The organism is Shewanella scandinavica (assembly GCF_031932065.1).
Classification (GTDB): domain Bacteria; phylum Pseudomonadota; class Gammaproteobacteria; order Enterobacterales; family Shewanellaceae; genus Shewanella; species Shewanella baltica.
Window position 1 is genome coordinate 40661 of record NZ_JAUOES010000015.1, and the last position, 23403, is coordinate 64063.

18 protein-coding genes are annotated in these 23403 nt (G+C 47.2%); 7 read left to right on the top strand and 11 right to left on the bottom strand.

The genetic code is table 11. The features are described from left to right. Window positions 1-280: 280 nt before the first annotated feature. Both lysS and prfB read right to left on the bottom strand, forming a co-directional pair. Window positions 281-1783 (bottom strand): lysine--tRNA ligase, encoded by a 1503-nt coding sequence (gene lysS, locus Q4Q50_RS13860; protein ID WP_006080389.1) that lies wholly within the window; start codon window positions 1781-1783, stop codon window positions 281-283. Between the two features lie 28 nt (window positions 1784-1811). Next, window positions 1812-2910, bottom strand: a protein-coding gene (prfB, locus tag Q4Q50_RS13865; RefSeq protein WP_006080387.1) for a peptide chain release factor 2 whose coding sequence is annotated in 2 segments (ribosomal slippage) — window positions 1812-2834 and window positions 2836-2910 — 1098 coding nt in all. Because the reading frame shifts where the segments join, the coding sequence is not laid out codon by codon here. A gap of 539 nt (window positions 2911-3449) precedes the next feature. Between prfB and fdhF the strand changes: the two genes are divergently transcribed. Further along, window positions 3450-7727, top strand: coding sequence for a formate dehydrogenase subunit alpha (gene fdhF, locus Q4Q50_RS13870; protein ID WP_311899785.1), 4278 nt, complete (start codon window positions 3450-3452; stop codon window positions 7725-7727). A gap of 176 nt (window positions 7728-7903) precedes the next feature. On the opposite strand, the gene Q4Q50_RS13875 is transcribed toward fdhF, so the two are convergent. The 5 genes from Q4Q50_RS13875 to ohrR form a co-directional block, all read right to left on the bottom strand. After that, entirely contained in the window at window positions 7904-9568 is a 1665-nt protein-coding gene (locus tag Q4Q50_RS13875) for a methyl-accepting chemotaxis protein (RefSeq protein WP_006083987.1), read from the bottom strand. Between the two features lie 127 nt (window positions 9569-9695). Beyond that, window positions 9696-10844 carry a chromate efflux transporter gene (chrA, locus tag Q4Q50_RS13880; RefSeq protein ID WP_311899787.1) on the bottom strand — a complete coding sequence of 383 codons (1149 nt, stop codon included), beginning with the start codon at window positions 10842-10844 and terminating at the stop codon, window positions 9696-9698. Between the two features lie 199 nt (window positions 10845-11043). After that, window positions 11044-12216 (bottom strand): 23S rRNA (uracil(747)-C(5))-methyltransferase RlmC, encoded by a 1173-nt coding sequence (rlmC, locus tag Q4Q50_RS13885; protein ID WP_311899788.1) that lies wholly within the window; start codon window positions 12214-12216, stop codon window positions 11044-11046. A 107-nt stretch (window positions 12217-12323) separates the two neighbouring features. Beyond that, window positions 12324-13499, bottom strand: coding sequence for a glycerol-3-phosphate dehydrogenase/oxidase (locus Q4Q50_RS13890; RefSeq protein WP_311899789.1), 1176 nt, complete (start codon window positions 13497-13499; stop codon window positions 12324-12326). A 133-nt stretch (window positions 13500-13632) separates the two neighbouring features. Continuing rightward, window positions 13633-14130 (bottom strand): transcriptional regulator OhrR, encoded by a 498-nt coding sequence (gene ohrR, locus Q4Q50_RS13895; protein ID WP_311899790.1) that lies wholly within the window; start codon window positions 14128-14130, stop codon window positions 13633-13635. A gap of 139 nt (window positions 14131-14269) precedes the next feature. On the opposite strand from ohrR, the gene ohr reads away from it, so the two are divergent. From ohr to Q4Q50_RS13910, 3 genes are all read left to right on the top strand, one after another. After that, window positions 14270-14695 (top strand): organic hydroperoxide reductase Ohr, encoded by a 426-nt coding sequence (gene ohr / locus Q4Q50_RS13900; RefSeq protein WP_311899791.1) that lies wholly within the window; start codon window positions 14270-14272, stop codon window positions 14693-14695. A 274-nt stretch (window positions 14696-14969) separates the two neighbouring features. Further along, window positions 14970-16415 carry a cytochrome C biosynthesis protein gene (locus tag Q4Q50_RS13905; protein ID WP_311899792.1) on the top strand — a complete coding sequence of 482 codons (1446 nt, stop codon included), beginning with the start codon at window positions 14970-14972 and terminating at the stop codon, window positions 16413-16415. Between the two features lie 122 nt (window positions 16416-16537). Then, window positions 16538-16723, top strand: coding sequence for a cytoplasmic protein (locus Q4Q50_RS13910; RefSeq protein WP_106651481.1), 186 nt, complete (start codon window positions 16538-16540; stop codon window positions 16721-16723). A gap of 82 nt (window positions 16724-16805) precedes the next feature. On the opposite strand, the gene Q4Q50_RS13915 is transcribed toward Q4Q50_RS13910, so the two are convergent. The 3 genes from Q4Q50_RS13915 to Q4Q50_RS13925 are packed head-to-tail and all read right to left on the bottom strand — an operon-like array spanning window position 16806 to window position 18089. Next, entirely contained in the window at window positions 16806-17096 is a 291-nt protein-coding gene (locus tag Q4Q50_RS13915; RefSeq protein WP_006083993.1) for a hypothetical protein, read from the bottom strand. Window positions 17097-17127: 31 nt separating this feature from the next. Further along, entirely contained in the window at window positions 17128-17673 is a 546-nt protein-coding gene (locus Q4Q50_RS13920; RefSeq protein ID WP_311899794.1) for a class I SAM-dependent methyltransferase, read from the bottom strand. A 5-nt stretch (window positions 17674-17678) separates the two neighbouring features. Beyond that, window positions 17679-18089, bottom strand: a complete 411-nt coding sequence (locus Q4Q50_RS13925; protein ID WP_311899795.1) for a hypothetical protein — start codon at window positions 18087-18089, stop codon at window positions 17679-17681. 496 nt (window positions 18090-18585) lie between these two features. Here Q4Q50_RS13925 and fccA point away from each other — a divergent pair, with 496 nt between their 5' ends. The 3 genes from fccA (at window position 18586) to Q4Q50_RS13940 (ending at window position 22438) form a co-directional block, all read left to right on the top strand. Further along, complete coding sequence (gene fccA / locus Q4Q50_RS13930) at window positions 18586-20376, top strand: fumarate reductase flavoprotein subunit FccA (RefSeq protein WP_311899796.1); 1791 nt, start codon at window positions 18586-18588, stop codon at window positions 20374-20376. A gap of 265 nt (window positions 20377-20641) precedes the next feature. Continuing rightward, a complete protein-coding gene (locus Q4Q50_RS13935; protein WP_006080371.1) occupies window positions 20642-21631 on the top strand; it encodes a 2-hydroxyacid dehydrogenase in 990 nt (329 codons plus the stop codon). Between the two features lie 69 nt (window positions 21632-21700). Continuing rightward, complete coding sequence (locus tag Q4Q50_RS13940) at window positions 21701-22438, top strand: dienelactone hydrolase family protein (RefSeq protein ID WP_311899799.1); 738 nt, start codon at window positions 21701-21703, stop codon at window positions 22436-22438. Window positions 22439-22766: 328 nt separating this feature from the next. Here Q4Q50_RS13940 and Q4Q50_RS13945 read toward each other — a convergent pair whose 3' ends face one another. Further along, window positions 22767-23171, bottom strand: coding sequence for a DUF1801 domain-containing protein (locus tag Q4Q50_RS13945; RefSeq protein ID WP_311899801.1), 405 nt, complete (start codon window positions 23169-23171; stop codon window positions 22767-22769). Window positions 23172-23403 lie beyond the last annotated feature (232 nt).

A 23403-nucleotide genomic window follows, 5' to 3' on the forward strand; every position in this document is an offset into this window, starting at 1 on the left:
ATAGCCACAACCTGAAACTCACATGCCACTTGATGATGTTCATCTAACCTATTTTTAGGTCACTAATAGCTCGACTCTAGCACGCATCATTTTTAGCTATTTTAGAAAACAAAAAACCAGCCAAATGGCTGGTTCTTTTAGGGGGCATTCATCACTGTGATGGTTTAGTTATACCTAAATCAATCACTGCAAACTTAACCTGTTACGACTTACTAAAAGTCGCGTGGCTAAGAGCTAATGCAACAAAATGTACAACGACGAAATGCCTTGTTCGACTGCATTACGCCTGTGGGCGCATCGCTGGGAACAGGATCACGTCACGGATAGTATGAGTGTTAGTGAACAACATCACTAATCGGTCGATACCAATACCTTGACCTGCCGTTGGTGGCAAACCGTGCTCTAGTGCAGTGATATAGTCTGCATCGTAGAACATAGCTTCATCGTCGCCGGCATCTTTCGCGTCAACCTGCGCTTTAAAGCGGTTGTCTTGATCTTCTGCATCGTTCAGCTCGCTAAAGCCGTTAGCCACTTCGCGGCCACCGATGAAGAATTCGAAACGGTCAGTGATGAAATGGTTGTCATCGTTACGACGTGCCAGTGGTGAAATGTCTGCTGGATAACCAGTGATGAACGTCGGTTGCATCAATTGCCATTCAGCAGTTTCACCGAAGATTTCTTCAAGTAGCTGACCACAAGTCCAGAACTTTTCAATCTTCATGCCTAAGCTTTTCGCTAAATCACGCATGAATTCAACATCTTTCACTTGCTCATAGGTCATAGCTTGGATAGTCGCGTTATCAGGATTGTACTTCTGAATCGCTTCTAACATGCTTAAACGTGCGTATGGGCCGCCGAAATCGACTGTGTGCTCGCCGTAGGGCATTTGCGCACTGCCAAGCAGTTCGATAGCAATCGAGCTGAGCATTTCTTCGGTTAAGTCCATCAGATCTTTGTAGTCTGCATAAGCCATATAGAATTCCATCATAGTGAATTCTGGGTTATGACGTGGCGACAGACCTTCGTTACGGAAGTTACGATTGATTTCGAACACACGCTCAAAACCACCAACCACTAAACGCTTCAGATATAATTCTGGCGCGATACGCAGGTACATTGGCATGTCTAAGGCGTTGTGATGAGTGATGAAAGGACGGGCCGAAGCACCACCAGGGATCACATGCATCATAGGGGTTTCAACTTCCATGAACTCTTTTTTGATCATGAAGTTACGGATTGCAGAAACCACTTTAGAACGCATGATAAAGGCATTGCGCGAATCTTCGTTAACGATCAGATCCACGTAACGTTGACGGTAGCGCATTTCTTGATCGGCTAGACCATAATAGTCCGCAGGCAATGGACGCAGCGCCTTGGTCAGTAGCTCGTACTGTTCCATGTTGACGTATAAGTCGCCTTTGCCAGACAAATGCAGCTGACCGGTTACACCGATAATGTCACCGATATCCAGACCTTGAAAACGCTCTTTCAAGTCAGCTTGTACGCTTTTTTCAGCATAGGCTTGAATACGGCCAGACACGTCTTGGATCACTAAGAAAGGACCACGTTTTGCCATGATGCGGCCAGCAATGCTGGTCTTAAAACCTAAGGCTTCGAGTTCTTCTTTAGTGTTTTGACCATACTGTGCTTGCAGTTCAGCCGCTTTATGGGTGCGACGGAAGGTATTTGGATGCGCATTAGCACTACAGTTTGGGCGGATGCTTTCTAGCTTGGCACGGCGCTCGGCGATCAGTTTGTTCTCATCAATTACTTGTTCAGTCATCTTATTTCTCGTCTATACCTTGAATTAATTACAGCCCAGATTTCAAACTGGCTTCGATAAACTTATCCAGATCGCCATCGAGTACCGCTTGAGTGCTACGGTTTTCAACGCCTGTGCGTAAGTCTTTAATGCGGGCATCGTCTAATACATAAGAGCGAATTTGACTGCCCCAGCCGATATCAGACTTAGCGTCTTCTGCGGCCTGTTTGTCGGCATTTTGCTTGAGCATTTCTAACTCAAACAGTTTTGCTTTCAGCTGCTTCATCGCAGCGTCTTTGTTCTTGTGCTGTGAACGGTCGTTCTGACACTGCACGACTGTGTTAGTCGGTAAGTGGGTAATACGAATCGCCGATTCTGTTTTGTTAACGTGCTGACCACCCGCGCCCGAAGCGCGGTAAGTATCGATACGCAGATCCGATGGGTTGATATCGATAGTGATATCGTCGTCGATTTCTGGATAAACGAACACTGAGCAGAATGACGTATGACGACGACCCGATGAGTCGAATGGCGACTTACGCACTAAGCGATGCACGCCCGTTTCGGTACGTAACCAACCGAACGCATATTCGCCAGTGAACTTAATGGTCGCGCCTTTAATACCGGCCACGTCACCATCGGTCACTTCCATCAACTCTGGGCTAAAACCATGGGCTTCGCCCCAACGCAGGTACATACGCAGCACCATGTTGGCCCAATCTTGGGCTTCGGTACCACCACTGCCAGACTGAATGTCTAAATAACAGTTTGACGCATCTTGCGGGCCGGAGAACATACGGCGGAATTCGAGATCGGCAAGGCGGCTTTCGAGATAATCCAGCTCTTTACTGGTTTCGTTGAACGTGTCTTCGTCTTCCTCTTCAATAGCCAGCTCGAGTAAGCCTTCAACATCTTCAAGACCTGAGTCCATATCGTCTATGGTTTTGACCACAGCTTCTAGGCTGGCGCGCTCTTTGCCTAAGGCTTGGGCGCGCTCTGGGTCATTCCACACTTCTGAACTTTCAAGCTCACGGGTAACTTCTTCTAGACGCTCATTTTTGGCATCGTAGTCAAAGATACCCCCTAAGAAGCTGCGTGCGCTCGGCAAGCTCCTTAATTTTGAATTTTACTGGATTAACTTCAAACATGAATTTTCAACTTTCTTTATTTGGCCGCTTTAATTGATCTTCCACTAAAAGAGGCGATGATTAACAGTATTTGCAACCGCGCATTTTAACCTAACCAGGCTGGTAAACCTAGGGGGGCACTGTTCATTAAATGGGATAACAAGGATTAATTTCCGGCCTAAAAGACCAGATTGCCACAGCCGAGACTAACAAAAAGCGCAGAGTTAAGACTGTGATCTTACTTAAATTTAGCCAAGCTAAGTGATTCAGTAGGCCAAACGCGACCCAAAGTACCACTTACCTGCCAAGAAAACATTCGTAATATCAATGGAATTACCACTAAAAAGCCCAAATACCACCAACCTAATCACGGCTCAATTCGAACAAACATTCATCAGCGCACAGTCTGCACTAGGTTTGTGATTCAAGCTGCAATTCTGCTGCAAACTTCCCTCGCTCATAAGCGTCTTCTAAAGCTGTCTAGGTATACTCGAGACAACCTAAGCCTGCAGCCCCGCGCTATAGCAGCTAAGCACCCTACATATAAAAAAGGCCATGGGATGATAGAACTTCGAATTGATGACCAAGTGTTGTCGGTTAACCCGACCGATAACCTACTGCAAGTGGCACATGCCGCGGGCATTGCCATACCCAGCTTATGTGATCCCAGCGCGGCCTCGCAGCAATTAGGCACTCATGCACACACTCACGCACAAGCAGACAAGCAAGCCTGCAATTTGTGTGTCGTCCAAATTGAAAATGCCGATGCCAGTTTGCGCTGCGTACGCGCCTGCGAAACGCCTATCGCAGCGGGCATGCGGGTGATAACTCAGTCCGAATGGTTAAGTCAACAGCGCAAACAAGCACTGACAGCGATCTTGAGCGATCATTTTGCCGATTGCGAAGCCCCCTGCCAACAAGCATGCCCTGCGGGCGTCGATGTGCAGAGTTACCTTTATCACATCGCCCAAGGCAACTATACCGAAGCCGTTAAAGTCATTAAACAAACCTTGCCACTGCCGCTATCTATTGGCCGAGTTTGCCCCGCTTTTTGTGAGGCACAATGTCGCCGCGGACTGGTCGATGAGCCCATCGCTATTCGTCAATTAAAACGCCACGCCGCCGATCTCGATTTAGCCGATGGCGAAAAGGGCGGCACGAGTTATGTGCCGCCACGCCAAGCCGACACAGGCAAAAAAGTCGCCATTATCGGGGCGGGTCCTGCGGGGTTAAGTGCCGGATATTACTTATCAAACCAAGGGCATAGCGTTGAGATATTCGAGGCCATGCCACAGGCGGGTGGCTGGCTGCGCTATGGCATTCCTGAATATCGTTTACCTAAGGCGATACTCGATAAAGAAATCGAACTCTTGTGCCATAACGGCTTAACCATACACACAGAAATGCGCCTCGGCCATGAGGTGCATTTAAATCAATTAGTTGAAGATTTCGATGCAGTTTGTCTCGCCATTGGCGCCCAAAAAGCCGTGCCTATGGATTACCCAGGCAGCACGCTCAAAGGTTGCTACTTAGGTGTCGATTACTTAAAAGATCATTGCCTCGACCAGACACTTGTACTGGGCAAAAAAGTCGCCGTCATTGGTGGCGGCAATACAGCTATCGATTGCGCCCGCACTGCGGTGCGTGAAGGCTGCGATGTCACCTTAATTTACCGCCGCACCCGCGCAGAAATGCCCGCCGAAGCTTACGAAGTACACGAGGCCGAAGTCGAAGGGGTGAAATTTCATTTCTTAACCAATCCGCTTGAAAACCATAGCGATGCGCAAGGCAGAGTCCACGCCGTCACCTTTGCCAAAATGGCGCTCGGCGAAGCCGATACCTCGGGCAGACGCGCTCCCGTTGATACCGGTGAAACCTTTACCCAAGATTTTAATACTGTAATAGCCGCAGTATCGCAAACTCCCGACATGAGTTTTCTGCAAGATCCCGCGAGTCCTTTAAGCCAAGGTACACTAGCTCTCAGCCGCTGGAATACCTTTATTGGCTGCGAGCACACTATGTCATCTGGGGTTGAAAAACTCTTTGTGATGGGTGATGCGCGCCGCGGTCCAGCTACCGCAGTCGCCGCGATAGGCGATGGCCATAAAGCCGCCATCGCCATAGATAAATTACTCAAACAAGGCCTAAGTTGCGATCTGCATGCCAATGCATTTAATTCCGCTAAAGCCATCAGCAAAGCGGTAACACAAGACTTGCCCGCAACCGATCTTTATCCCGCCGTACCGCGTAAAGCCCGTTTAAGCATGCCCGAACTCAGTGCGGTGCAGCGTTTACTCAATTACGGCGAAGTCGAGCTAGGCTTTGCTCCCGATGCCGCGATGCAAGAAGCCGCGCGCTGCCTTGAATGCGCCTGCCAAGCCAATACTGATTGTAAATTAAGGGACTATGCGACCGACTACCATGTCGAACCTAAGTCACTCAGCACCCAAAGCGCGCGTAAGTTTTCGGTCGATAAATCGAGTCCGTTCATTCAATTTGATGCGAATCGCTGCATTAGCTGCGGTAAGTGCGTTGATGTGTGCCAGTTGCAGAGTGGCCATTGTGCGATTCAATTTGCCCATGATTCCTATCAAGCGCTGCCGCAAGACCTAAGTGAAACCGCCACGCGCCGCGCACCGAGAGTCGGCTTTAGCGCCAGCATGGCCGACAGCAAATGTGTGCAATGCGGTAACTGTGTGCAGGTTTGCCCAACGGGCGCGCTCGTCGATGCGCGGGATAAACGCCAAGGCGATGAAACGCCACTCAAAACCGCCTCAACGATTTGTACCTATTGCGGCGTAGGCTGTCGGCTTGACCTTAAAATTGATGCCAGCACTAATCAGATCCGTCATATCGAGGGCAACAAAGAGTCTGTGGTTAACCAAGGCATGCTCTGTGTCAAAGGGCGATTTGGCTTCGATTTTCTTCAAAGTGAAAAACGCCTCACCACGCCACTCATTCGTAAAGATGGTCAGCTCACGCCAAGTAGTTGGCCTGAAGCCATCGCCTATGTGACCGAACATTTACAGCAAATAAAACAGCAACATGGCAGTAATGCACTGGCAAGCTTGGCCTCGGCAAAAGCCACCAATGAAGAAAACTTCCTGCTGCAAAAATTTGTCAGAAGCATACTCGGCACCAATAACATCGACCACTGCGCCCGTCTGTGTCATTCATCTACGGTAACAGGCCTGCAGCAGAGTATTGGTAGTGGCGCTATGACCAATGACATTCCGAGCATTCAAGCATCGGATGTGATTTTTATCATAGGCTCAGACACCAGCAGCGCCCACCCGATCATTGCCTCGAAAATCAAACAAGCCGTGACTTTGGATGGCGCGAGACTAATGGTGGCCGATCCTAAACGTGTCGCCATTGCCGACAGTGCACAGCTCTATGTCGCCCACAGACCCGGCACTGACGTCATGCTACTCAATGCGATTATGGCGGAAATCATCCGCAACAACTGGCAGGATAAAAGCTACATTGCCGCACGCACCGAAGGCGTGGATGCCCTCTACGCTGAACTCGCAAAAGCAGATTACAGCCTAGAAAACGCGGCCTTGATAACCGGCGTTAAAGCCGAAGATATCGCCTGTATCGCCCGCACCATAGGCACGGCAGACAAAACCGCAATCTACTATGCCATGGGGATCACTCAGCACACGACGGGACACGACAATGTCACCGCCATATCCAATCTACAACTTCTATGCGGCAATATTGGGGTTGAGGGTGCGGGAATTAACCCGCTTCGTGGACAGAGTAATGTGCAAGGTGCCTGCGACATGGGCGCTCTGCCCAACTTCTTTAGTGGTTACCAAAAAGTCACTGACATTCATGCCAGAATGCGTTTCGAGGCACATTGGCAAACGCCGTTATCGGGAGAAATTGGCGTAACTGCAACCCACATGATGCATGATATTTCCAAAGGGAAAATCAAGGCTTTGTATGTCATGGGCGAAAACCCTGTATTGAGCGATCCTGACCAAGCCCATGTGCTTAGGGCCCTTAACGCTATCGACTTTTTAGTGGTGCAGGATATCTTCCTCACTGAAACCGCCGAGCTTGCCGATGTGGTTCTGCCCGCCGCCGCGTTTGTCGAAAAACGCGGTCATTTCACCAATACAGAACGGCGAGTGCAGCGACTCGAACAGGCCCTGTTACCGCCAGGCGAAGCCCTGCCTGATTGGCAAATTGTACAAGCCATTGCCAATGCGATGGGCGCCGCTTGGGATTACCCCAATGAAGAAGCGATTTGGCAGGAAATCAATGAGCTAACACCACAATATCGTGGCATTACTTGGCAGCGATTAAGTGCAGCCGCTGACGGTAAAATTCCCCAAGGCATTCAATGGCCTTGTCCAGATGCAACCCATCCGGGAACGCCCATCATGCACCAAAATCAATTCACCCGCGGCTTAGGCAAGTTTACGCCAGTGAGTTATCGCTTACCTGCGGAAATGCCCTGCAGTGAGTACCCGCTCACCCTCTCAACCGGACGTTTACTGGAACAGTTCCACACAGGCACCTTAACCCGTAAAACAGCGGGGCTCGACTTACTCGGCTCGCCTAAAGTAATGATTTCAGTCTATGACGCTGAGCAACTTGGGATAGGCAATGGCGATAAAATCAAACTCACGACCCGTCGCGGCGAAATTGAAATCGACGCCTTTGTGACGAAAAGAGCCCAAGCTGGCGTGCTATTCCTGCCCTTCCATTTTGTTGAGGCTGCTGCGAATAAACTCACCATCAATGCGCTCGATCCTGTGGCCTTTATCCCAGAATATAAGGTCTGCTCGGTGAGGGTAGAACGGGTTGCCGAGAAGATTGATTAAAGGAAGTGAGCTAAGGTGAATGGGTTAACGTGCATTGGCTAAAGTGGATTGGCTAACACGAGTTAGCTTGGATGAATTAACTAAACTGAATTAACGGTTAACGCTTTAAAAAATAAACGAGCCAAATAAAAAACGGGAGACCTTAAGTCTCCCGTTTTTTATTTAGATTGATGTAATTAAATCCTAAACTGTCCCACTAATTTACCTAAGTTAATACCTTCCTCTGATACAGTCAGACTCACTCTGGCCGCATCTTCACTGGAGTGCAGTAGCTCATTCACAATTTCTTGGATGGCATACACGTTACGGTTAATTTCTTCGGTCACTGAGCTTTGCTCTGTCGCCGCGGCCGCGATTTGGGTACTCATGTCGTTAATCGCAGTCACAGCCGAAGTCACTGAACCCAGACTGTCGGAAATCGTGCGAGAAGAATCCACCGAACGCACGCAGCTTTGTTGACTCTCTTCCATTGCTTTCACGGCTTGGGTCACTAGCTTATGTAATGCCGATAACATCTCATTGATTTCTAAAGTACTCGCTTGAGTGCGGCTGGCTAAGTTACGTACCTCATCGGCGACCACTGCAAAACCTCGGCCCTGTTCACCGGCACGGGCCGCTTCGATGGCAGCGTTTAATGCCAATAGGTTGGTCTGCTCGGCAATACCACCAATCACTGACAGTACGCTGTTGATTTTCTGGGATTGCTCGCTGAGTGATTTGATACTGCCAGCCGCATTGTTGATTTGCGACATTAAAGAGGCAATTTCTTCAAGCGAAGCATCAACACAGCGCTGGGCATTAGCCACATCGCCCGTTGCTGCGTGGGTGGCCTCTGCCACTTGAGTGGTATTTTTAGCCACTTCGCTAGCGGTGGATGACATCTCAGTAATCGCCGTCACCACCTGATCGGTTTCATTGTTATGACTGACTAACTGACTCGACATAACTTTAGTTTGCGCATGAATCGCATTGGCCGCGGTTTTCACTTTAGCGGTCGCGGTCGCCACATCGCCGATAATATTTTGCAGCTTATCGACAAAGAGGTTAAAGGAACGTCCAAGTTGAGCGATTTCGTCCTCCCCTTTTACGGCGAGTCGTTTGGTTAAATCCCCTTCACCCTTAGCGATATCATTCAAGTTATCGGCCATATTCTTGATTGGCACGACCATACGGTGGGCAGCGATCATGATGATAAAGCCAGTAATACCCGTAAGGAACAGTGCTATCAGTAAAATAGCGAAGGATTTATCTGCCATTTGTTCTGTCACTGTGGCGCGGTATTCCTCAACAACGGCATCGATATCATCAATATAGGCGCCCGTACCTAACATCCAGTCAGTGCCAGGGATCATCATGGCGTAGCTGATCTTCTCAATCTGCTCATTGGTATTAGGTTTTTGATAGTAGTAGGAGAAACTACCATCGCCACGTTTAGCGGCGTCGAGCAGGCCGACGATAATTTTAGTGCCGCGGGGATCTGTCATATCAATCTTATTTTGCCCTTCTAAACTTGGGATTAGGGCATGAAAGATATTTTTACCTTGAGAGTCATACATGAAAAAGTAACCTGCGCTACCAAAACGTATGTCTCTGAGTGCTTGATTCACATTGCCTTGCTCTTTTAGTGATAATTGATAATTCACTATGCCTGCGGCAATTTCGGTGGCTTCTTTAATTTGTTGTTTACGCTCACCGACGAGCTTAGTTTTAAAAGTGACCACTTCAGCGGCAAGTGCATCTTGTTCGACATAATAGGAAACCGACATCAATATGAGCAATGCGAGGATCAAAGGGAATAGCGATAGCAATAGTAATTTATTGCGTAAACTCAACTTAGACATGCTTGAATGCTCCAAAGGAATACAACTTGTATCTTTGGAGTATAGCTAACATTGTTATTTTTCTATGCGCTTAAAGTAACAAAATCTTAATCTTGCTCAATAAAACTTCAATTAATCGCCCCTCAGTTCACAGCCGATTTAGCAAGATCCCACACAAGCTAAAGCCTAAAACCAGCACCAGCATGGGTGGTTTAAATAACTTTAATGCACCAAAACCGAGCAATACCAAGGCCATATCTTTGCCCGAGAATACCGCCTGAGAAAAAACAGGTTGATAAAGCGCGGCCGCGAGTAAGCCAACAACGCAGGCATTGACGCCAGCAATCGCACCAGCAATTTTCGGTCTTGCCGCAATCGCATGCCAACTCTTCAGGCCCACCAGCATAAGGAGAAATCCGGGCAAAAAAATGGCCGCAGTCGCGATGCAAGCCCCCATGAAAGGTTTATCTAGCATAACTTCGGCGCCTAAAAAGGTCGCGAATGTGAACATAGGCCCAGGCACAGCTTGGGCAAAGGCATAACCCGTCAGAAAACGATCGCCGCCTATGGTATCGCCCACTGCTGTTTCTAGCAGAGGTAGCACAACATGACCGCCACCGAACACTAAACTCCCTACGCGGTAAAACTCACTGAAGATCCAAGCCTCAGGTCCGAAATCCACCATAAAAAAACTGCCGATGAGCAGCACGAAAAAGAGCAGTAAATAGAGATAATTCAAGCGAATCGGTGCAAGCGGCGCAGTGTCATCTTGCGTCGCACTCAATTTATAAATACCGATAGTCGCAGCGCCGAGTAACAGGATGATTTGCGTCCACATAAATGGCGCAATCAAAATCGCCGCAGCACTGGCAAGCATTAACAAACGGGCGGATTTGCGTTGGCAGAACTGCTTAAACATGGCAAGAACGGCATCGGCAACCACAACGACGGCCATTAACTTAAGCCCATCAATCATCCCTTGAACATAATGATTAGCGAGCCACGCCGACGTTGTTACCGCCAGTAAGTACATCAAAATAAAGGAAGGTAGCGTAAAACCAGCAAAGGCAGCAAGCGCCCCCACCAGTCCACCTCTTTGATAACCAATGGCAAAGCCCACTTGGCTCGACCCTGGCCCCGGCATAAATTGGCTTAAGGCGACGAGACTGGCGTAACGCTTATCATCGAGCCAACCGAGTTCATTAACAAAGGTCTGGCGAAAATAACCAATGTGCGCCGCAGGACCGCCAAAACTCAGCAAGCCTAAGGTAAAAAAGCGTAGGAAAATCTGTAGCATAAATCGCCGCCCATCAATGCATAAAGTGCTGAAGATTATGCCACTAAAAAGACATTATGATGAAGTTTCACGCGAGCAACGCAGATAAAAGATAACAAGGGCTCCACACAGCAGAGCCCTTAAGATAGTTTGAGCGGATTTCAAGAGTCGTAAAACGAGTGAGTACAAATGCTTAGTGATAAATTGATGAGCTAAAAAACTAATCTTTCACCAACATAGCCAAAACTTCAAAATGATCCGTGTGGGGAAATAAATCAAATAGCTGCACCTTGGTTAAGTGATAACCTTGAATATGCTCGAGATCTTTCGCTAAGGTTTTGGGATTACAGCTGGAATAAAGAATCGCCTTAGGTGCAAACTCGCTTAATGACTGGCATAAAGCCTCGCCAATACCACGCCTTGGTGGATTAACAATGATCAAATCCGGCTTATCGGCTGCGCTTTTACCCTTGGCAAAGTCGGTGGAATCGAGCGCCATAAATTGCACGTTTTCGAGCCCCATCATTTGCGCTGACATTTGCGCGCAGGCAATCGCCTCGGCTTCAATTTCAATCCCTGTGAGTGTTATGTCTTTGGATGCGCAGTGCAGTCCGAAACCGCCGACACCACAAAACAGATCCCATAACGAGCGAGGAGAAAACTCGGCGACCCACTCACGGGCGGTTTGATATAACTGAGCCGCAACCTGCGGATTGGTCTGGAAAAAGCTCTTGGGCCGAATGAACAAAGGCACATGATTAAAACGTTCTTCGAGACGGGTATTCTCAGTTAAAAAAATCTCCTCATCGCCCTCAAGGATTGCCATATGAATCGGTTGAATATTGACTGACACTACTTTTATCTGCGGATATTCCGCCAATAATGCAGGTAATTCGCGTTCGATACGTTCAATGCCATTGCGTGATCGCAGCACAAAACGCAGTAGATACTCGCCGCGTACTTGGCTACGGGTCAGCAGAATAAACTTAAGCTCGCCCTTGGCTTTATCAACCCGATAGGGAGGAAGCCCCGCCTGCTGCACAAAGCGGGTTAAACGGTGCAACAAGGCTTGCATATCAGCGGGATATAACAGGCAGTCGCAAAGATCTACCGCCTCACCACTTGGGCTTACAATCCCCAACACGGGTTCATGGGCGGCACCGAGCACCACCATTTTGGCTTTATTACGAAAGCCGCTGTCATCGCCAGTAATGGGAGGCAGAAAAAGTTCTGCCGAATTTGCGGGAATAAAAGGCGCGAGTAATTGCAGTAACGTTTGGGTTTTAACCGCTACTTGCTGCGCTAGAGGCTGCTGAATATGCCGGCAAGAAAGGCACTGACCTTGATTAAAATAACCACATTGCTTAACGGCATTCACAATAGCAGCACTCACGACAGATCCTAGATTCAGTAAAAAAGCGCCACACTGTAGCGGTTTTACGGGTAAAAATCATCTCGAAACACACTCAACCAGTACCAAGGGCGCAATTTTAGGTTTATTCAAGACAAGCTGAGTTTATCAACATCGGCAATCGCCTCGCGCTTACCAAGGGCCTTTTCAATCCATTCAAGTACTTCTGCCGAGGTGCTGCGAAACGTCGTTAACTTACCGCCGTATAAACTGAGGATGCGCGGATGGGAAATCGATGTTTTCATCAAGGTATCCCGCGGCCGCTCAAAGGCTTGGCTATTTTGCTTAGGTAAAACCCGAATGCCGCAGAAGGTCTGAGTTATCTTTGTCTTAAGCTCATCAATCTCCGGCGTTAACGGGAAGTAATGCTTATAAATTCCAAGCAGATAATTAATTTCAGATTCGGTCGCTTGGGGTGGTTTATCTAAAGACGCCAGTTCCGTTTCTGTGGTGCCAACCAAAGTTTGCCCATACCAAGGCATCACAAATATGACCCGCTTATCGAAGCAAGACTCTAAATACAAGATGCCATCGGGCGCAGGAATATCCAGTAGCACATGGGCGCCTTGCACCCAATCGAGTTCAACACCCGCAAGTGGAGGCAAGACTTTGCTTAAAACCGCATTCACCCAAGGGCCGGCAGCATTGATCACTAGACTCGCTTCGGCTTTATGGATTTCGCCCCTGTGGCTAAAACTCAGCTCACAAGTTTCGCGCCTATGTTCCAGCTCAAGAAATTCAGCCTCGGCATAGACTTCGGCGCCCAGAGCCTGCGCGCTGCGCGCCACCGCTTGAGTGAGCAATTTATCGTCGGTCTGCGCATCCCAGTACTGAAATACGGCTTTTAATCCAGAGAGTTTTAATCCCTTGAAACGATGCCAATGCACGGCAGGCACTGACACAAATTGGCCTAAAGGATCAAATTCACTCAGCAGTGCATACATGCTTAAGCCTGCGCGAATGGTCCAAGGACTGCGCTGACTGTTGTCGTACACGGGAATATAAAAAGGCACAGCTTTAACCAGAGTGGGCGCAAGATTGAGTAAATGGCGCCGTTCAAGCAAGGACTTGCGGACTAAATTGATTTGCCCGGTTTCTAAATAACGCAAGCCGCCGTGGATAAGTTTGCTGGAATTAGCCGAGGTTTGGCCGCCAATTTCCCCCTTTTCAATCAGCAAGGTGGAATAGCCCGCCGCTGCCGCATATTGGGCAATGCCGACACCGCTGATCCCACCGCCAATAATGGCTATATCGAAACTGGCCATAACTCACTCTCGCTAACCTTCCATAGACGACCGACCTACTGAGCCTCAAACATTCAATCAAGCTCAGTCGAACAGCTAATAAGCGTTAATATGTCAATAAGTTAGTCTTAGATCAAATCTCGACGATAAGAGTTTAATCAATACTGGCATGTAATTGTTTAAGTGCTTGATCACACATGGCCTTTAAGGCTTGTAACTCGCTCGCCTCACCGCCGACTTTGCAACGCATTAAATGGGGAATTTCACTGGCCTGCGCTTTAAGGGCAAGCCCTGCTGGCGTTAAGGCGAGCACTCTCACACGCTCATCCTGTTCGCTACGACCACGAGTCACTAATCCTTTAGATTCTAGCCGCTTCAGCAATGGCGTTAACGTGCCTGAATCGAGGAAAAGTTTATCGCCTAAGGTTTTGACACTAATGCCCTGCTCTTCCCATAGCACTAGCATGACCAAGTACTGCGGATAGGTTAGATCTAATTTGTCCAACAAAGGGCGATAGGCACGCACCATAGCATTTGCAGCACTATAAAGAGAGAAGCACACTTGATTCTCAAGACATAAGGCATTCTCTGTGCTGGTATTTTCGGCCATATCGACAGTATTAACACGGGTGTTGGGTTGAGTTGTTGCCATAGGAAGATCCGACAAATTAAATATATTGCGCACAATATACTTGCATTCACACCAAAGATCGAATTATAGTTTATCACAATTGAATTGCGCACAATTTAAATCGATTTACTTAATCCTTAACCTCAGAAGGTCTAATACTATGAAAACACTTTATGAAACACGTGCCACAGCAAAAGCGGGTCGTCAAGGTCAAGTCAGCACTGATGATGGTTTACTGGATGTCGCTTTAGCCTATCCAAAAGCCATGGGCGGTAGCGGTCTCGCCACGAATCCTGAACAACTGTTTGCCGCAGGTTATGCCGCCTGTTTCTCAAACGCCATTCTGCATGTCGCTAAAATCGGCAAAGTGGATATTACACAAGCGCCAGTCAGTGCGATTGTCGGCATAGGTGCCAATGATGCTGGCGGTTTTGCATTAGCGGTTGCTTTAGAAGTCAGCTTAGATTTACCGCAAGAAGCCGCAGAAGCCCTAGTGCGTCATGCGCATCAAGTTTGTCCTTACTCTAACGCCACTCGCAATAATATCGACGTGAAACTCAGCGTAAATGGTGTTGCGTTAGGCTAACCATAATCCATCATAGACACTTGTTGATAACGTCAGAAATAGAGCACCCTCGGGTGCTCTATTCTTATTAGCCATTAACGACTCAAGCTGAGAGTGAATGTGCATCACACCATTTAACAGGGAGATAAACTGGTTTCAGTTCCCAAAAAATGGTTATTCGCGAGTTAACTAACACTTCTTAATATCTAATTTAATCAAAATGATTGATTTAAGTAGAGTAAGAGCTAATCGAACCGTTTGACGATACTTAAACCCACTCTCAGTGGGAGGCGCTATGACAAAATATCTATCGAAATTATCTCTGTTTTGCTCGCTATTATTCCTCTTTGCCTTTTCAATCCCTAGCTGGGCCGAGACAACACCAGCAAGCTCAGCGGATCGAACGTGGCATTATATAAATGGTCAGGGTGAGCTCAAAATTAAGCTGTATTTCTTCTGGTCTAAAACTTGCCCACACTGTGCAGAGGCCCATCCTTTCATCGATTCATTGCCGCAAAAATACCCTTGGATAGAACTTGAATCTCATATGGTGTCCGCACCAGGTGTGCAGGATATTTGGCAAAATATCGCCGCAAAAACTAATACAGAAGCACGTTCTGTACCCTATATGGCCAGTTGTGAAAAGGCCGTGGTGGGCTATTCGAGCGAAGCGGTCACGGGCGAGTTTCTCGTTAATCGACTGAAGAATTGTTATTTATCCCTTGGCGGTCAACTCAGCGAAGCGGACATGCCCACCAAAGGCGTTATCAGTACGAGCGCGAGTACAGAAACTAATGCGCCGCTCTTTGGCACTTGTGGCACAGATACTGGCGAAGGCACCTGCGATGCCACCAGCTTGGGGGACGCTACAGAACCGTCGTCAGTGCAATCTGAAGTCCAGCCCGTTGAGTTACCTTTAGTGGGCGTAGTGACTCCTGAGACTATGTCTTTGCCGCTGCTCACCTTAGTGCTTGCAGGGGTTGATGCCTTTAACCCCTGCGCCTTCTTCGTTTTACTGTTTTTATTGTCAATCATGGTTAATGCCAAGAGCCGCAGCCGAATGTTGCTCGTCGGCGGGATTTTCGTGTTCTTCTCTGGCTTTATCTATTTCTTGTTTATGACCGCATGGCTGAACATCTTCCAGCTGTTGGGCGCTGGCAGTGATGGCGGCATGATCATCTTAGCGGCGGGTTGTTTGGCCTTAATCGCAGGGGTCATCAACATTAAAGATTACTTCTTTACTAAGGGGGAAGTGACGCTATCTATGTCGGCAGAAAACCGGACGAGCTTGATAAAGCGCATGGGTAAACTGTCAAATTCGAGTAGCTTAGGCGCCTTACTTATTGGCTCTACCGTACTAGCCGTTCTCGCCAACGCCTATGAACTGCTCTGCACCGCGGGCTTCCCGATGATTTACACCAGCGTGCTTTCTATGCACAATCTGCCAGACATTGAACGCTATATGTATCTGGTTTTATATAACATTGTTTACGTGATTCCGCTGGCGATTATCGTTATCGTCTTCAGCGCGACCTTAGGTAAACGTAAACTGACTGAAAAAGAAGGCCAAGCCCTAAAACTCATGTCAGGTGTGATGATGTTGGGTATGGGTATCGCGCTGGTTATCGACCCTACCGCACTGCAAAATGTGGCGCTGGCACTGGGGTTGATCTTAGGCTCATTGGGGATTACAGCCATTATTATTATCGGCCGCAAACTGTTTTCGGCTAAGGCCAAGTAATTGACGAAACAATCGACTAAATAATTAACAAAATAATGGATGATTGGCAAATTCATGGCTAACGGCTAAAGTTAACCTTGGGTTTGCCGATAAAGGGATCCAGCTTACAATCGAGGTTAGTTATGTCAATTTCACTGAATACCCAAGCTATCGCACCTAATCTAGAAAATGGTGCAATTGGCGTTAAGGTTGCTCAGTTAGCCAAAGAGCAGCAAAAAGCCGAAGGTCAAATCGCGGTAGATTTAATTGCAGCTGCGGCGCCAAAACCTGTAGGTAACGCAGGCCACAACATCAACACTACGGCCTAATTGTTAGCAATACAGCATTTAAAAAAGCGCCTCTGATTATCAGGGCGCTTTTTATTTTCTGTAACGGAAACGTCAGGCGAATTTAAGAAAAAGCGTTGCCATTCACATGCATAATCGTAAATGTCCACACCACGAACGCTAGCGGGATATGCACTAAGGCATAGAAAAACTGATCGAGTCGCCCCATTCCTTTTGCTAACCAAATCAAATACAAGTGCAATCCAATCACCAAAGGGAACAGGGCTAATAGCGGATACAGAGCGACAGGGCTGGCATCGGAAAACAGGCTATGACTGAATAAAGCCCAAGCCACCATGACTGCGGTCGTAAGCGGTGGTGTTGCAATGCGATATTGCTCTGGATAGGGAAACATCCTACAACCTCTTGAGTCTCAATCGATAAACTTACGTTTTAGGTTTTTGTGCAATCAACTGTGCTTTATAACTGCTATGAGTGGACTGCGGATCACTTAATCGACCTTCAAAGTAATGTAAAGGTTGCCAGTTAGCAAATGCTGATTTGAGTTCATTTTCAGTCAGCAAGAAATTGGGGTTACGCGGCCGCCCACTCTCAGCCTGCTGTGTGGTAAAAGTTTCATAGACGATGAGGCCTGTAGCCTTAACCGCATTGGCAATTTGCGGCAATAATGGCCGATGCAGATAATTGAATACTAACACTATGTCGTACTCTTCAATCGGTAGCGATGGCGCAGCCTCGGCTTCTAAATCCCATTGATATTTGCGGGCGTTCACATGCTCAATGTGCGACATGGCAGACAAATCCCTGTCGATAAACGTCACTTCTGCACCTTGCGCTAGAAACCACAAACCATTACGCCCAGAGCCGCAGGCAAGATCGAGTACTTTAAGTCCATCAAAGCGAGAAACAGGCCAAGTAAACTCAGTGATTAAGGCTGCGGGAGTCACGATTGGCGCATGGATTACAGACATTAGCATTAGCCCTTAATTTCTTTTTTCGAGTCGATTTGCCGACGATGCACAATAGAATAATGCCTCAGCCCAGCAGGACCATGGGACACAATCACGGACAAAAAGAGGATCGCGATTAACAGCTCAGGCTTGAAATTAGCCAGCGGCACAAACAGACCAAGTAAGCCTACTTTTACTAAGGTTAACACACCCTTAAGCTGAATTAACCAACGCCAATCACGCACAATTTCCCACAGCATTAATATGCAGCCCGTCGTCATAGCGAGATACCAATAATTCAGCCATTGCGTTTTATCTACGCTTAATAAAATGCCACCACCAATACCGACGATCCCTAAAATATGCAATGCCCTTAAACTGGTTTTACTCAAACGTTGAAACCAAAAACGTTTTTCAGATATGCCTTGTTTGTGCATTACAACCCCTTAAGAATCAATTGCGTAACATTTAATTAAAATGACAATATAATTTTATACAATAAAGGCTTGTGAAATAACATTATTTATAGAATATATAAAAATAAATAAGCCATCTCCTCAATATACAGATTAAATTATAATCTCTATAAAATACAAATAGATAAATCATACCACCAAAACCATAATTCATGCTTTTTTATTTTACAAAGTTAAAACCAATCCATTCAAAATGTTAACTCGCGCAAGTTATACCGTATTCAATCAGTGACCAGTCTCAACTTCATTAATATTTCCCATCCGATTGCACATTTTAAATATGTTATTTTCGCTGCAACAAAGGTTATGTGATCTGAACACACATATACCTCTTTAGATAGTGCTAAATTTGCAAATGGAGAATGCTCTAACAGTGCGTGAGCTGCGTAAAAAATAAATATCACGCCACGATGAATAACCCTTATTAAGTAGATGAATGTACGGCGGAGGAACTACCATGTTCACAAGAAAGATTCAAAAAACAGCACTAGCCATGCTGATCTCTGGCGCAATGGCAGGAACTGCCTATGCTGCACCAGAAGTGCTAGCCGATTTTCACGGTGAAATGGGCAGTTGCGACAGCTGCCACGTCTCAGACAAAGGTGGCGTCAGCGATGACAACCTTAGCCATGAAAATGCCCAATGCGTTAGCTGCCACGGCGATTTAAAAGAACTGGCCGCCGCCGCACCTAAAGACAAAGTCTCACCCCATAAATCTCACTTGATTGGCGAAATTGCTTGTACAAGCTGCCATAAAGGCCATGAGAAATCAGTCGCCTATTGCGATGCTTGCCACAGCTTCGGCTTCGATATGCCTTATGGCGGCAAGTGGGAACGTAAGTTTGTTCCTGTTGATGCTGACAAAGCGGCACAAGATAAAGCCATTGCCGCTGGCGTAAAAGAAACCACTGATGTGGTTATTATCGGTTCAGGTGGTGCGGGCCTTGCTGCTGCAGTATCAGCCCGTGATGCCGGCGCAAAAGTAATCCTGCTCGAAAAAGAACCTGTCCCAGGTGGTAACACTAAGTTGGCCGCTGGCGGTATGAACGCTGCCGAAACGAAGGCGCAAACTAAGTTAGGTATTGAAGATAAGAAACAAATCATGATCGACGACACCATGAAAGGTGGCCGTAACATTAACGATCCTGAATTAGTGAAAGTGCTTGCAAATAACTCATCTGACTCTATCGATTGGTTAACCTCTATGGGTGCCGACATGACTGACGTGGGCCGTATGGGTGGTGCAAGTGTTAACCGTAGTCACCGCCCAACCGGTGGCGCTGGTGTAGGTGCGCACGTTGCGCAAGTACTATGGGACAACGCAGTAAAGCGTGGTACTGACATCCGCTTAAACAGCCGTGTTGTCCGTATTCTTGAAGATGCGAAAGGCAATGTGACTGGCGTACTCGTTAAAGGCGAATACACTGGTTATTACATTATTAAAGCCGATGCAGTGGTTATTGCTGCCGGTGGTTTTGCGAAAAACAACGACCGCGTAGCTAAGTACGATCCTAAGTTAAAAGGCTTTAAAGCCACTAACCACCCAGGTGCAACCGGTGACGGCTTAGACGTGGCACTGCAAGCAGGCGCAGCAACTCGCGATTTAGAGTTCATTCAAGCTCACCCAACATACTCACCAGCGGGTGGCGTAATGATCACCGAAGCGGTACGTGGTAACGGTGCTATCGTGGTTAACCGAGAAGGTAACCGCTTTATGAACGAAATCACTACCCGTGATAAAGCGTCTGCCGCGATTCTGCAACAAAAAGGCGAAAGCGCTTATTTGGTATTCGATGACTCAATCCGTAAGAGCTTAAAAGCGATTGAAGGATATGTGCATCTGAACATTGTTAAAGAAGGCAAAACCGTCGAAGAGTTAGCAAAACAAATCGATGTGCCCGCCACTGAACTGGCGCAAACCATCACGGCATACAACGGTTTCGTGAAATCAGGTAAAGATGCGCAATTTGAACGTCCAAACCTACCACGCGAATTAGCAGTAGCGCCTTTCTACGCATTAGAAATCGCACCTGCTGTTCACCACACTATGGGTGGTGTTGTGATTGATACTAAAGCCGAAGTGAAGAGCGAAAAAACCGGTAAACCAATCCAAGGCTTATATGCTGCAGGTGAAGTGACTGGCGGGGTCCACGGTGCTAACCGTCTTGGCGGTAACGCAGTATCTGACATTGTGACCTACGGCCGTATCGCCGGTGCTGAAGCGGCTAAATTCGCTAAAGATCACTAGTCACAAACCGTATCAGGGTTAACGGACTAACCCTTGGCTCTCAAAGCACGTCTTAAAATGCGAGAGTCCAGTTTGAACAACTCAAGCACAGATAGTCGATTCATAAGCGAGCCCTGATGGCTCGCTTTTTTTATCAACAGTTTTAGCCAATTGATGACAAAGCTCACTCTTTTAATAGCCAATTTTCTAAGGCTGAGGACAAAAAGCCCTAACTCACTTACACTCTTTGGCTGATAACTACATCAAAATCCGTTAGGTGACTGAAATGAGAATTGGATTCTTTAGCGCAAAACATTACGACATGCAGCATTTTAACCGCACAAATGCCGCGTTTGGTGCACAAATTGAGTATTTCGATTATCGCCTCTGCATGCAAACAGTGAAACTTGCTGAAGGGTTTGAAATCGTTTGTGCCTTCGTTAACGATTCACTTTGTGAAGAAGTCCTAGTCGAACTCGCCAAGGGCGGCACAAAAATTATCGCCATGCGCTGCGCAGGCTTTAACAATGTCGATTTAGTCGCCGCTAAACGCTTAGGCATGCAAGTCGTCAATGTGCCCGCTTATTCACCTGAATCCGTGGCCGAACACACAGTCGCGCTGATGTTGACGCTGAATCGCAAAATCCACAAAGCCTACCAACGTACCCGCGATGCCAATTTCTCCCTCGAAGGTTTAGTCGGTTTTAACATGTTCGGCAAAACCGTTGGCGTGATTGGTACAGGTAAAATCGGCGTGGCCACCATTAAAGTCTTGCTCGGTTTTGGCTGTAAAGTCATCGCCTACGATCCCTTTATCAATCCAGCGGTTGTCGCGCTGAATGTGGAATATCAAGATCTCGATGCGATTTATGCCAACAGCGATATCATCAGCTTGCATTGCCCGCTCACGGCCGATAACCGCCATTTGCTCAACCAAGCCAGCTTCGCCAAGATGAAACCCGGCGTCATGGTGATCAACACCAGTCGCGGTGGTTTACTCAATGCCTTTGATGCGATGGAGGCCTTAAAACTCGGCCAAATAGGTTCACTCGGACTCGATGTGTACGAAAACGAAAAAGGCTTATTTTTCGAAGACAAATCGAATGAAATCATTCAAGACGATGTATTCCGTCGATTATCTGCCTGCCATAACGTGATTTTTACTGGTCACCAAGCCTTCCTCACTGAAGAAGCCTTAGGCGCCATCGCCCAAACAACCTTGAGCAATGTAAAAGCGTTATGTGCAGGGGAACTCTCAGGTAACGAATTGTTTTAACTGACAGATAAAATCCTGACTGCTACAGTGAGGCTTCAACGTTTGAAGCCTCACAGAGAGAACCTCAATATGCTAGCCACTCAGGAAACTCAGGATATCTCCACGCCTTCAGGGCTAATGCGCACTTATATCTACCGCCCAGAAGCACAGGGGCAATTCCCAAGCATCATCTTTTATTCCGAAATATTTCAGCAAACGGCACCTATTGCACGCGCTGCTACAATTCTTGCTGGCCACGGTTTTGTGGTATTTGTGCCGGAAGTATTCCATGAACTCAATCCTTTAGGCACAGTGCTCGCCTACGATGAACCGGGTAAAGACAAAGGCAACGCCGATAAGTTTGCTAAACCTTTAGAACACCACGACAGCGACACCCAAGCATTAGTCGACTTTGCCCATCAACAAGCTTACTGCAATGGCAAAGTGGGCAGTATGGGCGTGTGTATCGGCGGCCACTTAGCCTACCGCGCCGCACTCAACCCCGCTATTTTAGGTGCATTTTGCCTCTATCCAACCGACATTCACTCCAACACCCTGCCCTGCGCCTACGGCAATGACTCTCTGAGCCGCAGCGGTGATATTCAAGGGGAATTAGTGTTAGTGTTTGGTAAGCAAGATCCCCATGTATCGGCGGAAGGCCGAGTGTTAATCCACCAGCAATTAATGGCGCTGAACCGTAATTTCACTTGGCTTGAAGTCAACGCTCAACACGCCTTTATGCGTGATGAAGGCGATAGATACGATCCTGCACTCGCACTGCAAATGTACTTACAAGCGACGGCATTTTTTCAGCGAGTGTTGCGATAGAAGAGTTAAATAAACAACAAGGAAGTGAATATGAGAGAGCGTATTTTTAGATGACTAGCTGGAATACTCAGTGTAAGCCTGTTGCTTGCGACTGGCCAACAAATCAATTCTGCGATGCTTTCAGCCATTGATATTGGGATATATTTCGCGATTTGTGCTGTGTTGTTATATTTTTCAATCAAAGGTAACGCTGGATTTAACTATCCAAGACTGCAATTTTTTGTCAAATCAATCGACAAAAAATAAGTCTGCTTCGTTACCGCAAACAGGTAGCACCTTAACTAAGATTTAGGTGCTACAGCTTCTGTCAAGTTGGTTCCCAGTCGGTTTACGCACCTAACAAAGGTAGATGTTTGATACTTTTGTATTTCAACGATAATTCAATACATTGAGAAATTGCGGTTATTGGCAAGGGATCATGGATACTTAACACTATGGCTCGATTCCCTTCAAACTGCAGCGCATGGGAATGTAGCTCTCGAAATGTATCAACCAGCTTAGTTTTACAATTAAAGAATAGGTAGTATTGTTCGGGATATTTAGGCTTCCAATCAAATCTTACTGTGCTGCCATTTTTAACTGAATAACTCGGCTCGCCCCATTTTAAGCTTTCTTCCACCGCACCTAAATCCTGCGCTTCAGCAATCGCAAAAACCAAAGTTCGGATCCGTAATAGCAAGGGTGTTATATGCTCAGGATAGCGTTCAAACTTGTTCTGTACTTGCGCTTGCATGCTCTTATCCTCCCATTTACGCCATGCCGAATCATCATATCTGTAAAACAAAAAACACGCTGCGGGCCCACATGGTTGAACTTCCAAACCTTTAGTGAGCGGCGATTATATCAGCACTTTATTATAAACCGCGCATTAGGGGTGTGACACAGTGTCGCAGGTCGTTGAGTTTTTATTGAGATACCCACTTAATCCTATATAAAACATACCATTATTTAAACAGACCTTTCAT